The following is a 14,920-nucleotide window of genomic DNA, read 5'->3' as shown; positions in this document are numbered from 1 at the left end:
ATTCTTTATAAAGGATTATCTGGACAGTTACCACTGATATACAGCGGTACACCAACGCCCGGGTCTATTGGAATAAGCTGAGGGCCGTTAGTAGCTTGCGAGCCCCAATATTCAGCAGGCAAGTTAGCACGTAAACCTTGGGCGAGGGGATAATCACAGAAGCCATTGGTATCTTGGGGCGGATGTTGAGCATAACCCGCCAAGCTTGATAAGGCTTCAAACAAGGCAATTCGGTTTATCCAAATCTGTTTGCTGATCAAGCTAGGCTCAGGCAAACCAGGGTTCACCCCTATCACCGCTTGTCCATCTACCAACGCAACCACGTCTCCGCGAAGATCTTTAGTAAAGTTAACCGTTTCCCAGCCTCCGGCTGCTGCACCAATAAATTGATAATTGCCAGTAGCACCGCTACTTATATTACCAGCACCTAACTGTACCTGAGAAAAACGGCCAGTTGAGCCTACAAACAACCTATCGACTCGCTGCATCACTTCCACCGCCAAGCTTTGTACTAACTTTTCTTGCTGAGAATCAGGAATGGCATCGGCAAAGGGGCTTAATAAACGAAAGCTGCCCTGGTGTTCTTCGCTTAAGCAATCAACAGTGGGTAACACACCAAGTACTTGCGCGGGCTGAATGGTTCTAAAATCTAGCTGGCAGTCGGTTTTTTGCAGGTCTCCGTGTAAATCCAGCACCGTGTGGGGCTGAAACGCCAATGCTGCTGCCACCATGGCTTGGCTCTCTACTGGGCGAATCGGTTTATCAAGCTTCACATGGTGATAACGGTTTAAATCGTAACCGCGACCAACAATGCCAATAAAACCTGCTTCAGAGTTTTCAGCAAATCCACCACCGGCTTGCGGATCAAGGTTTTGTCTAATGAGGGCACAATTCTCGTCAATCACCGTGCCGGGAGTGGGATTGAAGTTACAACTCTGTGGATCTGGCTCCCCGCCATCGGGGTTCGCCCTTAATATAACCAATATATCAAGCTGCTCAAGAATACGCCTGCTGCTGTAACCAAACCCAGCGCTTAACCAGCGCATAACAGTAAGTGCAGCTTCGGTACCGGCGGGTTCGTTGCCATGTTGCTGAGTAATAATCATCACTCGCTTGCCACTAGGGCTGCCCATTCGTATGCCTAGTAGCTCTCGCCCTTGGGTAGACCACCCAATATACTCAGGGTTGGTATTACCTCGGCCACCGTCGTCTACCGTGCAAACTACCGCCTGGCGAATACTTTGCGGCTCAACCTGCTCGCCACAAACTTGATAATTGATATCAAGATCTGTCGGTAGCGCTTGGTCGATATTCACAATACCTTGGTTATTATCGTTAATAATCAATGCCCCTGTTTGCAGTGGCACTCGTGCGAAGTAGGGCATAAAACGCAGCTGAGTGCGCAGGTCTTGGTAGGTTGAGAGTCGCCAATAAGGGTTGTCGTGAACTGCCGAGTGAAACCTGGCTGAGGCAGTAGCACTTAAACCTAACAGCAAAGGCAGCAAGCAAATTGAGCTAAATTTCATTGATCATCCTTGATAAGTGAGAGTCAGAGCAAATAAAGCTCAACTCATAGTCAAAAATAAATCATAGGGCTTTGGCTATTTAATTAGTAATTAATTAATAATACTAATTATCAATTTGCTGTAATTTTTCCTTTGCAGTAAGTAGCTTAGCCGTTTATTCATCGGCAGACAGCATACGAATTTCGCGCTGCGGAAAGGGTATTTGCACGCCAGCTTGTTGCAAAGCTTTAAACACAGCAAGGTTGGCAGAAAATTTTGTTTGATGGAATATCGGAGTGGGTACCCAAAAGCGGTAACTAATGTTTATGCCGCTATCAGCGAATGCATCAATGCCCACTTTAGTAGCCGGTGTGCTTTGCACTTCAGCAATGGTCGCCAAGGTGTTTTCAATCAAGGCGATGACTTGCTCGGGGTCACTGCCATAAGCCACGGCCACTTCACCTTCTACTAAACTATTTTGCTCAGTATTTTTAAGAATTTCCCCAACAATATGGCGATTAGGAATGGTCACGCGTTCGTTGTCTTCGTTCACCAACACCGTCGTCGCCAAATTAATTTCTTCAACGATACCGGTATAGCCTTTTACCGTGATGGTGTTTTTAAGCACGAAAGGCCGCGTAAGAATAATCGCCAAACCCGCACCATAGTTAGATAAGGTGCCTTGAATGGCTAAACCTGCACCAAGAGAAACTGCACCTAATGCCGCCACAAATGGCGTAATACTGACCCCAAGTTTACCCAAGGCAATAATCACCGTCATGCTAATCAGCAATATCTTCACCACATTAGCGATGAAGTTAGCCAAGGTAATGTCTAAACCTTTACCGTCTAAGGTTTTGAACAACCACTTAGCGACTTTAGAGGCAAACCACAGCCCCAATAGCACAATAATAATGGCGCCCACTAGCTGGAAGCTATAGCGCACCATAAAGTCGACAATAGTTTGATATACCGATTCGAGCTGGGCGAGTTCTTGGTCAATCATTTAGCATTCCTTGCAGGCAGTACAAACAGTGAGCAGACTTGCTGATTAATCATGCTCTTAGTCAAGTTTACTCGTTAAATATTAGCTTGATAGGATAATTTTTGCATGTGACTTAACTATTTACTGAAGTGCGCAACGGGATGTGAAAAATCGCTCTCGATCTAGTTTGCCCTCTCTACTCGCGGTAAGCTGGTTTTTATGGCTAGCGATTGAAAATACTTAATGACAGAAACACTCTCTCTTCAACAAGCTAGAAAACTGGTACTGCACGCTCAGCTCTTGCCGCCAACAGCAGCTCACGGCAGCGCAATAGGTGCCAGCCTAGCCGCCATTGAGCAACTCGCTTATGTACAGATAGATACTATCTCAGTGATTCAACGCGCTCATCATCACACTCTGTGGAACCGCAACCCACGCTATCAAGTAGAGCACTTAGATCGATTGGTTAAAGATAAAAAGGTCTTTGAATACTGGTCGCATGCGGCGGCTTATTTACCCATGCGCGATTACCGCTTTAGCTTGCCACGTAAACATGCCTTTGCCAGCGGTCAGCAAAAACACTGGTATAACAAAAACACCCAATTGATGGACGCGATATTAAAGCGCATTAGCGAAGAAGGGCCATTAATGGCCAAAGATTTTGAGCACCATGGTAAAAAAACTGGTGATTGGGCCAGCAAACCAGCTAAACAAGCGTTGGAGTGTTTGTTCATGCAAGGCGATTTAATGGTGCCTTACCGTCAAAACTTCCATAAGGTGTATCAGCTTACCGAACGAGTCCTGCCAACAACGATCAACACATCTGTTCCCAGCCAAGAAGAACATAGCCGCTTTTTAGTCACCTCTTACTTACGCGCCAATGGTTTAGGCCAAGCGTCTGAAATGGTGTATTTGCTAAAGAACAATAAAAAGGCAGTAGAGAGTACCTTAAACGAAATGCTGAATAGCGGCGAAGTCGATAGGTTTAACGTTAATGGGCATTCCTATTTTGCATTGCCCGCATCACTCCCCCTACTGAGCAAACCGCTAGCACGCAGCAAATTGAAAATTTTATCTCCCTTCGACAACTTGCTAATCCAACGTAAACGTATGCAAAAGCTGTTTGATTTTGACTATTTAATTGAGTGTTACGTGCCTAAGGCTAAACGCCAATACGGCTATTTCTCTTTACCTATTTTGTGGGATGGTCGCTTAGTAGCGCGAATGGACTGCAAAGCTGAGCGTAGCAGCCAAACCCTGCATATTTTTAATCTAGCATTAGAGCCTTGGCTAAAAAAGCTCGACGCCTTTAGCCTAGCGTTAACAAAAGAACTGGCGATGTTTATGCGCTTTAACCAATGTACTGCTCTGCAATTATCCATTAGCCAAGCCAACGCCAAGCAACTGAATGCTACTTTACTCAGCCAACTAACCGCCTTTAGTACAATTCAATAAGCTATCGGCTTCCAATAGTTAGCCACCAACGTTTAAAGCAGCGGGATTACCTCGCCCAAATGCGGGAGAATATGCTTAGCTCGGCGCTTAACCTCATCATTAGCTTGCAACATATCCGGAATCATTATTGCCTGGCAACCTGCGTCTAACGCCGCTTGCATGCCGTTATTCGAGTCTTCTAATACCAAGCATTCGGCTGGCGATAATGCCAAGGTTTCACAAGCCAACAAATAACAATCTGGGTAAGGCTTGCCACGACTCACATCTTCCGAAGTAATTACTCGTTCAAATTGCTCTAAAAAGGGAGAGTCTGAAAAATAATGCTTAACCTCGGCCACACCAGAAGAGGTCACCAATGCACAACGAATGGCTCGTTGCTGTAAATAGCCAAACAACTCGGTAAAACCAGGTTGGTAAGTTACCCCAGCAGCACACAAAGCGTGAAAGTGTTTATCTCTTACCGCTTGGTATCGCGGCAAATCCAGTTCAGCACCAAAGTGTTGCACCAACATTTGTTCACAGGCTGCATCAGGCACGCCAATAAAGTGCTGGTACAGAGCATCGCTCAGCTCTAAGCCTTGCTCTTTAGCGGCATACTGCCAACTGGTTTTATAGATGCTTTCGGTATCAAAAATTAAACCATCCATGTCAAACAACACTGCGTTAATCATAAGTGAAAACTCCCACAACCAAAGAATGTCGATAAAGCATCATTATTGCGCGAATCTTTCATTACCAATACTAAAACGCCAAAGAAAAAATACAACAAACGTGTAGCTTAATTACAAGGTGACCATGTAAGGCTCAATAAATGAACCAAAACAGCTCAACAAATGAACTAACCAATACCTAAATTAGACCTAGAATTCAATTTATGAGACATAAATCACACGCCACCCACCAACCACCTACCCACAAACAGTGACTCAAGTCACCTTAATATTTACTTAAAAGTCACTTAAATTGGCTTGTAAGTTATCAACGCGCAAATGATGTGACGTTAATCACTAATTATTCTGGTTACACCCAACCAAAAGGAGATAATCATCACAAAATCCCACTAAGAGTAGGCAAAATGAAATCTTATGCTAAATTTACATCAACTTGAGAGACACCCAGCGGTCCTTCAAGGACCGACAAACAAATTCATTAAAGGGACAATTCTATGCTATCCCCAGATGCAAAGATTAAAGTACAAAACTTTGGACGCTTCCTCTCCAACATGGTGATGCCGAACATTGGCGCCTTCATCGCTTGGGGTTTTATTACTGCACTATTCATCCCAACCGGTTGGCTACCAAACGAAACGCTAGCCTCTATGGTTGGCCCAATGATTACCTACTTGCTACCACTACTGATTGGTTATACCGGCGGTAAAATGGTTGGCGGCGATCGCGGCGCGGTTGTGGGTGCTATTACAACTATGGGTGTAATTGTAGGTACCGACATTCCAATGTTTATGGGTGCGATGATTGTTGGCCCACTTGGCGGTATCGCCATTAAGAAATTTGATGCAGCGGTTCACGGTAAAGTGAAAAGCGGCTTTGAGATGTTGGTAAATAACTTCTCTGCCGGCATTATCGGTATGATTTGTGCCATTCTTGCTTACTTAGTAATTGGCCCAGCGGTTAAATTGCTGTCTGCTGGTTTAGCTGCAGGCGTTAACGCCATGGTTGAAGCGGGTGCGTTACCACTAGCCTCTATCTTTGTAGAGCCAGCCAAAATCCTGTTCTTGAATAATGCGATTAACCACGGCATCTTCTCGCCACTGGGTATTCAGCAGTCAGAAGAGTTTGGTCGCTCAATCTTCTTCTTGATTGAAGCAAACCCAGGCCCAGGTCTTGGCTTACTTATCGCTTACATGGTGTTTGGTAAAGGCAACGCTAAGCAGTCTGCAGCCGGTGCGTCTATCATCCACTTCTTTGGTGGTATCCACGAAATCTACTTCCCTTACGTGTTAATGAATCCACGTCTTATCTTGGCGGTTATTGCCGGTGGCATGACAGGTGTATTCACACTGACTGTATTTGACGCAGGTCTGATTTCTCCAGCATCACCTGGGTCTATTTTTGCGGTACTACTAATGACACCGAAGTCAGGCTTTGTAGGCGTGATTCTATCGGTAATCGCTTCTGCTGCAGTGTCATTCATTGTTGCTTCGCTGCTGCTTAAAACCCAAGCTGATGCTGGTGAAGACGATTCACTTGAGCAAGCGACTAGCCAAATGCAAGGCATGAAGTCATCTTCTAAAGGCCAATCTGGTGAAGCGGTAACTGCCGACATGGCTTTAGTTAACAAAATCATCGTAGCGTGTGATGCCGGTATGGGCTCTAGCGCGATGGGTGCCAGCTTACTGCGTAAGAAAGTTGAAGCTGCCAACCTCAATATTGAGGTCACCAACTTAGCCATTAATAACCTGCCAAACGACGCAGACATTGTGATTACTCACAAAGACCTAACCGACCGAGCGCGAACTCATGCGGCGCAAGCACAGCATATATCTTTGAATAACTTCTTAGACAGCGCACTTTACGACAACTTAGTCAGCGAACTAAGCACTGCACAGGCGGCTCCAGCAAAAAAGGCTGAAACGCCAGCAGACACAAGCTCTAGCGAATCAGGAACGCTTAAGCTTTCAAAAGAAAACATCTTTTTGGGAATGGAAGCAAAAACCAAACAAGATGTGATCCAGTTTGCTGGTGAACAACTCGTGAAGCTGGGCTACGTGGAGGCCGATTACGTGCCAGGCATGTTAGCTCGTGAAGAACTAGTGTCTACCTATCTTGGCGAATCTATTGCTGTTCCACATGGAACAATTGAAGCAAAACAATTCGTTAAAGCCACTGGCATCGTGTTCTGTCAGTTCCCAGAGGGCATCCGCTGGGGTGAAGACGAAGACGATATTGCCAAAATGGTGATTGGTATTGCAGCGCAAGGTGATGAACATATTCACGTTATCACCGCCATTACCAACGCATTGGACGACGAAGAAGCAATTGAATGCTTAAAAACAACATCAAACCCGGATGATGTGCTTCGAATCCTAAACGGCAAGTAAGCCTCATTCACTCTTAATACCTACGGAGGCCAAAAACAATTTTGGCCTCCTGTTTCAGTTTTACAGTACTATTTTCGGGACATTTATTATGAAAGCATTACATTTTGGCGCCGGTAATATTGGCCGCGGCTTTATTGGCAAATTATTAGCCGACGCAGGCATCGCCGTTACCTTTGCCGACGTAAACGAAACCGTTATTTCCGCACTACAACAACGTGGCGAGTACCAGGTTAAGGTTGTGGGCGAACAATGCACTTTAGAGCCAGTAAGCAAAGTTACCGCGGTAAATTCAACCAGCGCAGAAGTGGTTGATTGCGTGGCAGAATCTGACCTTGTGACCACCGCGGTGGGGCCAACAGTATTAAACATTATTGCTAAAACCATTGCCCAAGGCATTGAGAAACGCTTGCTAGCCGGTGTCACTCAGCCTATGAACATTATCGCCTGCGAAAACATGGTACGCGGTACTAGCCAGCTAAAAGTGGAAGTTCTTAAACATTTACCCCAAGCTTTACATGCGCAAACAGAGCTTTTGATCGGTTTTGTTGACTCAGCAGTGGACCGCATTGTGCCACCAGCAGAAGCCGGTGAAAGCGACCCATTAGCGGTAACCGTAGAAACCTTTAGTGAGTGGATTGTTGACCAGACCCAATTTAAGGGCAACATCCCCGATATTAAAGGCATGGAATGTACCGACAACCTAATGGCCTTTGTAGAACGTAAACTGTTCACCTTAAACACCGGCCACCTCATCACCGCATATTTAGGCGTAATGGCGGGCCACGAAACCATTAAAGATGCCATTGAAGACCCAGCAATTAGAGCTGACGTTAAAGCCGCCATGCAAGAAAGTGGTGAAGTGCTGATTCGTCGTTATCAGTTTGACCCAACGGCGCATGCTGCTTACATAGAAAAAATTCTTGGCCGCTTTGCTAACCCTTATTTGCGTGACGAAGTAGACCGCGTAGGTCGCCAGCCTATTCGTAAACTCAGCCCACAAGATCGTTTGATTAAGCCATTAAATGGTACTTTGGAATATCAGCTACCCAACAGCCACTTGATTAAAGGCATTGCGGCTGCTTTCCATTATCAAAACGACGACGATCCACAAGCAGTAGAACTCCAAGCAATGTTCAAAGAAAAAGGCTTCTGCGACACACTCGCGCATTATTCAGAGCTGAATAGTAGCGACGAAGTTGTTAAACTAGCCGAACAAGCGTATTTAGCGTTGAAATAATGAATCAGCCAAGTGCCACTAATGTGGCACTTTGTTATTACCGAGACCCTATGCCTATTCACCCCACAAATGAAGCTGAGCTATTAGAAGCTATTGCCGAAGCAAGCAGTGCTAGCGAGTGTTTAATGGCGGCGTACGACGCCCTTGATGACACCGTAGACACCCTGCTAAAAAGCATCTTCAACAAAGACGACTATGCCGTTAAGTTTGCGGTAGACCCCTTGTTGAAAAATGATGGCCCGCTGGGCGACATTATGCTGCGTGCAAAGCTAATTTTGGGTTTAGGAGTGATTTCTCAGGAGATTTACGAAGACATCGAAATTTTTGTCACCCTAAGAGAGTGGACAAAAATTCAAGATGAGAAGGTAAGTTTTACTGAAATAGACATTCTGTTCGAACTTAACAAAGTGCACGCTATTCAACGGATCATGCCCATTGAAGAAGACCTTGCCAAGCTTAACAAACTTAGCGGTCCAATGTACGACATGCATCTTGCTCGTCATAATCAAAAAGTGCGGTCAACCATCGTTTTGGCCATTACCGACATGGTTGCCTATCTATGTCGCGACAATGTGTTAATGCAAACCATGATGCGCTAACCCTCACTTCGTAACAGGCAGGGATGCCTAGTCTCTCGCGCAATTCCCAGGCAACATTCTAAAACCCGTGCCGCTAGAAACGACGATTTAAACCTGCAATAAATTGGCGTCGGTCTCCACCAAAGCCAACATACTCCACCATTACCGACCAATACGCATTAACGTTGAAGTTACCGCCGACCAGTCCTTGCCATTTATCTTTATTCTCTTGGCGAATCTTATAGTCTATGGACAAGTCAGTACCGGGAACCGGCTGATTACCCTCAATACGTAACTCGCTGTCTAAATAGCTCACGCCACCATACAGGGCCAAGCTGCGATCGTCTTCAAACTGGAACAATTTCCCGACTCGCGGCACCGCGCTAAATACCACACCGTCGCTGCTGGTTCGATCCATATCTGCATAGGTAAAAGTAAGTGGTACAGCCACAAAATAGCTTCGCCAACCACCAGCTAGCACGGTGCCAATGCTATAGCTGTAGCCCGATACATCTACATTTACATTAAACGGTACCGTTTCTTTCCCTTCTAGAACGCGACACGCTGGGTGGCTAATAATGCCTGAACAGTCAATTTCTAGCTGCTCTAATAAATCGTCACCATTGAGTGCAAAATTAACGTTAGCGTCGCCGCTTATCCGGCCAAAGGTGCCAAATACGTTCATGAAAGGAAACAGCCAAGCATCCACTTTAATTTGCGGAGTAGAGGTGCTGTTATCATTGTCGCTAAAGGCCACGAAATCGATCGGTACTTTGTTTCCACCGCCACCTGGGCCAACTTCTAATTCATCAAGATCCATGTGCTGGTAAGTATCTACGTAAATCAAACTAATGCCGATAGGCATGGGTAAGTCGTAACCTAGGTCTACGACACGCTGGCCGTAAAAGGGCAATACACGGTCCCACTTTCTTGGCGCATGCTGTTTTTGAGTACCGCGAGATTGGCTGTCTTTCATTGGCAAAGTGATTTTATTTAAGCCGCTGTCGGTAAGTTCTTCATTACGCGAAACGTTCACTAACACCGCTGAGCCAGACAGGTTTGCGCCGCCATCATTCACCACGTAAGCAGGTACGTCATATTCGTTTACATTCATTGTTGTAGCAAACGTTTGGCCGCTTTCGCCCAAGCGCCATTCTGCCGACACTCCGGTGCCCCAACCGCCTTGATCAAAGGCATCTAAACTTTGTTGGTTTTCAAATAAGGCTATAAGGTAGTAATTACTTAGGCCTAAACCTAAGCCAACATCGTAACGTTCCACATCCATGTAACTAATGCTGTCGTCTTGATTATTATACAAAGCACCTAGTCCCTGAGACTTGCCCAATATAGGTACTTTAAAGCTGGATAATTCAGAACTAAAGTAACCAGCAGAGTTGGCGACTTCTTGCTCTAGCTCAGGCTGTAACTCAAGCAAGCGCTGCAGACCTACGTCGGCACTTTGCTCTACTTGTTGGCGAACTTCTTCACGCTCACCTGAGGGGATAAGGGTTTTGGTGGAGCATGCGCTTAAGCCCATGACTAACAATAAACTCAGGCCGAACGACGGGGTTAATCTCATTACAATCCTTATAGGGAATGAAGTGCTTCCTGCTGCTTCTACTAAAACTATCTCACTAATTACTTTAGCGGAACAAGCTGCTCTTGAACATAATCGCCATCAATTTACTGATTGAAAAAACAGCTAATTAAGTAGAATTATGAGGCAAACTGGTAGTGAAAACCTTGCTAGCCAACTGGGCTAGTGGTGCGCATGCAGATAAATGAGGCAGGATAATGACAGGAGATTAAATCTCTTCAAGGTAAATTTTAAATATTTGTTCATTGCCTGATAGCGTAATCTTTCCATCGTTATATTTAGGTGGCCCAAAACGCCCTTTAACATTGTTGCTAATACCAACGGCTTCACGAGGAATACCAAGCCAATTAGTATCTAACTTACCGTTGGCATTCTCGTCATAATAAACACTAATGGCACACTCTGCTGGCAGTGAGCTACTAAAGGTAAACCTAAGTTGTTTATTTCGAATGTTACTAGCAGCAATGGTTTTTATAAGAAAAGGGGTTTTAAGATAGTTGTCTTCTGAGTCCCATACGCTTACCACTATTTGTCCTTTTCCTGCCTTAATCCCCAAGATATCAATGTGAACATCAGCGGCGACCACAAAAAACGGAACAAGACTTAATAGATAAATTAGGCGCTTCATAAGGCTTATATTGAACGATATAGATAACGCCAATGATAAGCCTCTACGATTAATTTGTAATGCTGATTTCGCAGCTACCCGCTTACTTAGCTTGAATGGTTACCCTACAGCTTGGTTCTATTCAGCCTCAGCACAGCCAGCATCAATAGCAGGCCAAAACCTACACTACCGCCACCACTGTCTGAATCCGGCGTGGGCTCAGGATCTGGAGTCGGGTCTGGGTCCGGTGTAGGATCTGGGTCCGGCGTAGGGTCTGGGTCCGGCGTAGGGTCCGGGTCCGGCGTAGGGTCTGGGTCCGGCGTAGGGTCTGGGTCCGGTGTAGGTGCTGTTGTTTTATCTTTTATGGTTACCGTTACAGAATCATTAGTGCCTGCAAGAGCATTAATCAGCGTTCCCATACTAATCACTAGCGTTTCGTCACCTTCAATCAACTCGTCTGCTAGTACCCGAAAAGTTAAAGAGCCTTCAGTGCCAGCGTTAATCACTAAGCTATCGGCAAGCAAGTTGTGGTCACTGCTATCAGCGGTGCCGCTCAAGGTATAGGGAATGGTCACTGGGTAAACCCCTGCGTCACTAGAAAGCGTAACAACAATAGTTACCTGTTGATTCTCATCAACCTCCAAACTGCTAACACTAAAGCTCGCCAGCGGCACTTCCACCGCCGGATTTACACAATCTTCTCCAGGAAGCCCATAACAGCCATTACCGGTTGGGCCTAGCTGTCTATCCCAGGTTATGCCCGCTATCCAGTTTTCGTTATCGCCGCCTTTCTCGTAAGCACCAACATCGGGGTTACCATCGGTAACATCGTCGGTAATACCCGCAATAACACGGCCAGCATCAATAGGGGCAGAGCTGGCTTTTAAGCGAAAATCACCATTGGCATAATCGACAAAAGGAGATTCGGCCGTGGTTAAGTTGTTCTGCTTGTCTGATTGCGGTTCCCACGAGTCTTTATCAGACAAGTTGTTCCAAACATTCACATTAGAAAACGCAGTACCGTCTTTATGCCACGCCCCCATAGTAGCGCTGCCATTCCATAGGGTGTTGTTGTAGATGTTGATATCGGTGCCATTCCAATTAATTTGAATATTCGACCACTCGGTATTCCAAATCACATTGTGGTGAACCTCAAAACCTTCGGCGTCGTTATCTAAATAGATACCAGCCGCTTTGCTTTTACTACCCGATGAATAAGCATCGTGCAGCCAGTTGTGGTGGATCTCGGTATTGCTAGGGCCGCCCACGGTGTAAAAAAGGCCGCAATCATCGGCAATCAAATTACTGCGAGAAATGTCGTTAAAGGCATATTCAGCATTGTTATTAAAGGCTTGAATAGCATCTCGGCCACCACGGGTAATGGTGTTTCTTAGTACCTTGGTATTGTTGCCACCACGAGCGTTAATAATCGCGTCGTAATTGCCCAAGTAGTTAAAATCGTGAATATAAGAATCGAGAATTTGGGTATTTTCACCAGAATCATAAATGCCGGTACCAGAGCCAAAGCCAATCTCACTTTTCTCTATCACGTTGTTTACACTGTTAAACTGGTTCCAGTCACTACGAATATTAACGCTTTGATTATCTGACGAAAAACCCGACACCACCCCTAGTGTGTAGTTGCCGTATAAACTGGTCACGCCATAAATGTGGTTGTGCGAGGCTCCACTAGTAATCTCAATTGAGCCACCGAATACCGCAAGATTTTTAATATGAATATAACTGCGTGAAGATAAATCGATAGTGGTTTCACGCTTACGCATTTGCACTTGGTTTTCACTTGGCATCACGCCATCAGGCAGCTGCACATAAAGCTTGTTGTTATCGGCATCAAAATACCATTCGTTCTGATAATCTAAAGCTTCTTTAATCCCTTGCAGGAAAAAGTCACCACCATCGGCAGGGGCATGAAAAGTGCGGATCCAAGTGGGATTTTTATCTAGGCTAAAACTCACTTGAGTGGTGGTATTGCTGGTAATAAAGGCGCGCCAAGTTGTCCAGCCAGAACCCGGTTTATCCCCATAAAAATAAACAGAGCCCCCCTTCGACCAATCGGCATCAGGAATACCCGGTGAATAATCTAAATAAGCATTGTTTGCTACATCACTGGCACTGCCACCCGTGTTTCTTAGCGAGTTTTGAGTAAACGGGTCACCGTCGATATTGTTCGGCCAGCGCGCTAAATCCATGGCAGTATTGCCTTGCATCACAAAGTTCGATTGGCCTAAATCCCAAGCAACATCGGCAACATAAATATTCACCGAGTCTTCTGTCCAGTTATTTACCGCTTCCATGGCGGTAATGACTACTTTTTCATCTTGATAAGACTGAAACACAATCGGGTTTGACTCTACCCCAGAATGACTTGGCCGTAACACCTCATGATAAACACCTTCTCGAATGTTCACGGTATCGCCAGCAACCGCTATTTGCGCAGCTTTAGCCAAGCTTAGAAAAGGCGTAGCAATAGAGCCGTCGGCGGCATCATCGCCGCTTGGTGCAACAAAATAGTCAGCAGCATGAGATAAATGTGAAAGCGTGATTAAGGCGATAAATGTCGATATGTGACTTAGCTTAAAGGACACTGATAGATTCCCGTCTTTATTGTGTTCCATGTTAATTGGCGAAACAATATACTAAATGGAATCGACTATCAATTTATTATAAAACAAAGACTTAAATATGATCAGCAACTATTAAGAGTTTAATATTGACGGACAATAGTAACTATTCAAAAGTCGCCATACCCTGGCTAGAATTTTAGACATGGCTAAGTAAAGGTTTGATCGGCGAAGGCCGTATTGGAGTTTCCGTATTAGCAACAATGTGGAGGGTAAAATTACCGACTTTACAATGGGCAGAAAAATCGAAATTTTTCTGTATAGCCGCAGGCGACACCGATTGGATTGTTATGTGTTATTGCACTCTCTAATTCTATTTACTTCGATTAACTCTCCGCTCATTGATACAAAAAATAAATTACCATTTTTATACATGACTTCTAGCTTAGAGCTAAACATACCTGCATGAACCACATTCTCAGGAATTGGCTCAGCGGAAAAATAGCTCTCAGTGTCTTTATCCTGAACAATTATGCAGCCGCCCCATACTAATTTTGTACTATTGCCGCTACTAGCAACCCACGATCTATTTGGATTTGAAGTAGCAAAAATCGTTATGTCCGATACCGCTTGGTTTTTCAATGAGGCATACAGCATTGCTGGGCAGCCTGTTAAATTCATTGCAAGAACCAAAACAATAATTACTCTAATCATATCTACAACTGACCATATAGCTCCTGACTAACCCGCACGGTACCTTCGCGTATACTTTTCAAAACAAAAATGCCAAACGTTGAGTGTCGAGTTAAACGCCTTGATAAATATTTAGTGCGACAAACTCATATATTTTTCAAATTTCGAGTTAATAGTTCTGAGTTGTGTATTAAACCATTTTTCGTGAGGAACCAAGTTCTGATCATTAGATTGAACATTTCCATCTTCAACCCATGCATTCGCGTCTACTGAACGAGTCCAAATTTCATCGACATAAGCTTTGATTTCATCATCAAACAAAAATTCAGCCCCTTTTGTGCCAGCAATAAACTTATCACGCTGTGACTGATCAACGCCGTTACGTTTTGCTACAGCTACAACAAAATCGTGTACACACTCAAAAAGTGCATATCGCCTATCAAACAAATCACTTTTCAGTTTCATTTTATGCGTTTTATATTGTTGAAATGCTATATACAGACCTAAAAGAGCAACCAAGGGTGCAATCAATGCTGTTGAAAGCTCAACAAGAGGCTGAATCTTTTCAATGAACAATATGGTATACCTTTTAAAACATTTAGCCGTTAATCAAAAGGATAAAC

The 14,920-nt window shown here is 44.7% G+C and carries 12 protein-coding genes; 4 read left to right on the top strand and 8 right to left on the bottom strand.

Annotation, left to right across the window (positions count from 1 at the left end):
• Positions 1 to 5: 5 nt before the first annotated feature.
• Entirely contained in the window at positions 6 to 1,526 is a 1,521-nt protein-coding gene (locus tag Q4549_RS13575) for a M14 family zinc carboxypeptidase (RefSeq protein ID WP_303552656.1), read from the bottom strand.
• Positions 1,527 to 1,680: 154 nt separating this feature from the next.
• Positions 1,681 to 2,511, bottom strand: coding sequence for a mechanosensitive ion channel family protein (locus Q4549_RS13570; RefSeq protein ID WP_303513292.1), 831 nt, complete (start codon positions 2,509 to 2,511; stop codon positions 1,681 to 1,683).
• 222 nt (positions 2,512 to 2,733) lie between these two features.
• Between Q4549_RS13570 and Q4549_RS13565 the strand changes: the two genes are divergently transcribed.
• The gene (locus Q4549_RS13565) at positions 2,734 to 3,945 is read left to right on the top strand and encodes a winged helix-turn-helix domain-containing protein (RefSeq protein ID WP_303552657.1); all 1,212 of its coding nucleotides are present in this window, start codon (positions 2,734 to 2,736) and stop codon (positions 3,943 to 3,945) included.
• 32 nt (positions 3,946 to 3,977) lie between these two features.
• Here Q4549_RS13565 and Q4549_RS13560 read toward each other — a convergent pair whose 3' ends face one another.
• Positions 3,978 to 4,616, bottom strand: coding sequence for an HAD family phosphatase (locus tag Q4549_RS13560; RefSeq protein ID WP_303552658.1), 639 nt, complete (start codon positions 4,614 to 4,616; stop codon positions 3,978 to 3,980).
• A gap of 494 nt (positions 4,617 to 5,110) precedes the next feature.
• Here Q4549_RS13560 and Q4549_RS13555 point away from each other — a divergent pair, with 494 nt between their 5' ends.
• The 3 genes from Q4549_RS13555 (at position 5,111) to Q4549_RS13545 (ending at position 8,839) form a co-directional block, all read left to right on the top strand.
• Positions 5,111 to 7,003, top strand: a complete 1,893-nt coding sequence (locus tag Q4549_RS13555; protein WP_303552659.1) for a PTS mannitol transporter subunit IICBA — start codon at positions 5,111 to 5,113, stop codon at positions 7,001 to 7,003.
• A gap of 88 nt (positions 7,004 to 7,091) precedes the next feature.
• The gene (locus Q4549_RS13550) at positions 7,092 to 8,240 is read left to right on the top strand and encodes a mannitol-1-phosphate 5-dehydrogenase (RefSeq protein ID WP_303552660.1); all 1,149 of its coding nucleotides are present in this window, start codon (positions 7,092 to 7,094) and stop codon (positions 8,238 to 8,240) included.
• Complete coding sequence (locus Q4549_RS13545; RefSeq protein ID WP_303513279.1) at positions 8,240 to 8,839, top strand: MltR family transcriptional regulator; 600 nt, start codon at positions 8,240 to 8,242, stop codon at positions 8,837 to 8,839. The genes Q4549_RS13550 and Q4549_RS13545 overlap by 1 nt, the downstream gene beginning before the upstream one ends.
• Positions 8,840 to 8,912: 73 nt before the next feature.
• Here the strand turns inward: Q4549_RS13545 and Q4549_RS13540 are convergent, their stop codons facing one another.
• The 5 genes from Q4549_RS13540 to Q4549_RS13520 all read right to left on the bottom strand — a co-directional run bounded on the left by Q4549_RS13540 (position 8,913) and on the right by Q4549_RS13520 (position 14,873).
• Positions 8,913 to 10,397: a hypothetical protein gene (locus tag Q4549_RS13540; RefSeq protein ID WP_303552661.1), complete on the bottom strand. Its 1,485-nt coding sequence runs from the start codon at positions 10,395 to 10,397 to the stop codon at positions 8,913 to 8,915.
• 226 nt (positions 10,398 to 10,623) lie between these two features.
• Positions 10,624 to 11,043, bottom strand: a complete 420-nt coding sequence (locus Q4549_RS13535; RefSeq protein ID WP_303552662.1) for a DUF2141 domain-containing protein — start codon at positions 11,041 to 11,043, stop codon at positions 10,624 to 10,626.
• A gap of 104 nt (positions 11,044 to 11,147) precedes the next feature.
• Positions 11,148 to 13,628, bottom strand: a complete 2,481-nt coding sequence (locus Q4549_RS13530; RefSeq protein ID WP_303552663.1) for a right-handed parallel beta-helix repeat-containing protein — start codon at positions 13,626 to 13,628, stop codon at positions 11,148 to 11,150.
• Between the two features lie 324 nt (positions 13,629 to 13,952).
• Positions 13,953 to 14,318, bottom strand: coding sequence for a hypothetical protein (locus tag Q4549_RS13525; protein ID WP_303552664.1), 366 nt, complete (start codon positions 14,316 to 14,318; stop codon positions 13,953 to 13,955).
• A 111-nt stretch (positions 14,319 to 14,429) separates the two neighbouring features.
• Positions 14,430 to 14,873: a hypothetical protein gene (locus Q4549_RS13520; protein WP_303552665.1), complete on the bottom strand. Its 444-nt coding sequence runs from the start codon at positions 14,871 to 14,873 to the stop codon at positions 14,430 to 14,432.
• Positions 14,874 to 14,920: the final 47 nt, after the last annotated feature.

It is taken from the genome of Agarivorans sp. 2_MG-2023 (genome assembly GCF_030548085.1).
Classification (GTDB): domain Bacteria; phylum Pseudomonadota; class Gammaproteobacteria; order Enterobacterales; family Celerinatantimonadaceae; genus Agarivorans.
The sequence above is the reverse complement of the archived record's forward strand: the minus strand, read 5'-3'. Positions and strand labels throughout refer to the sequence as shown.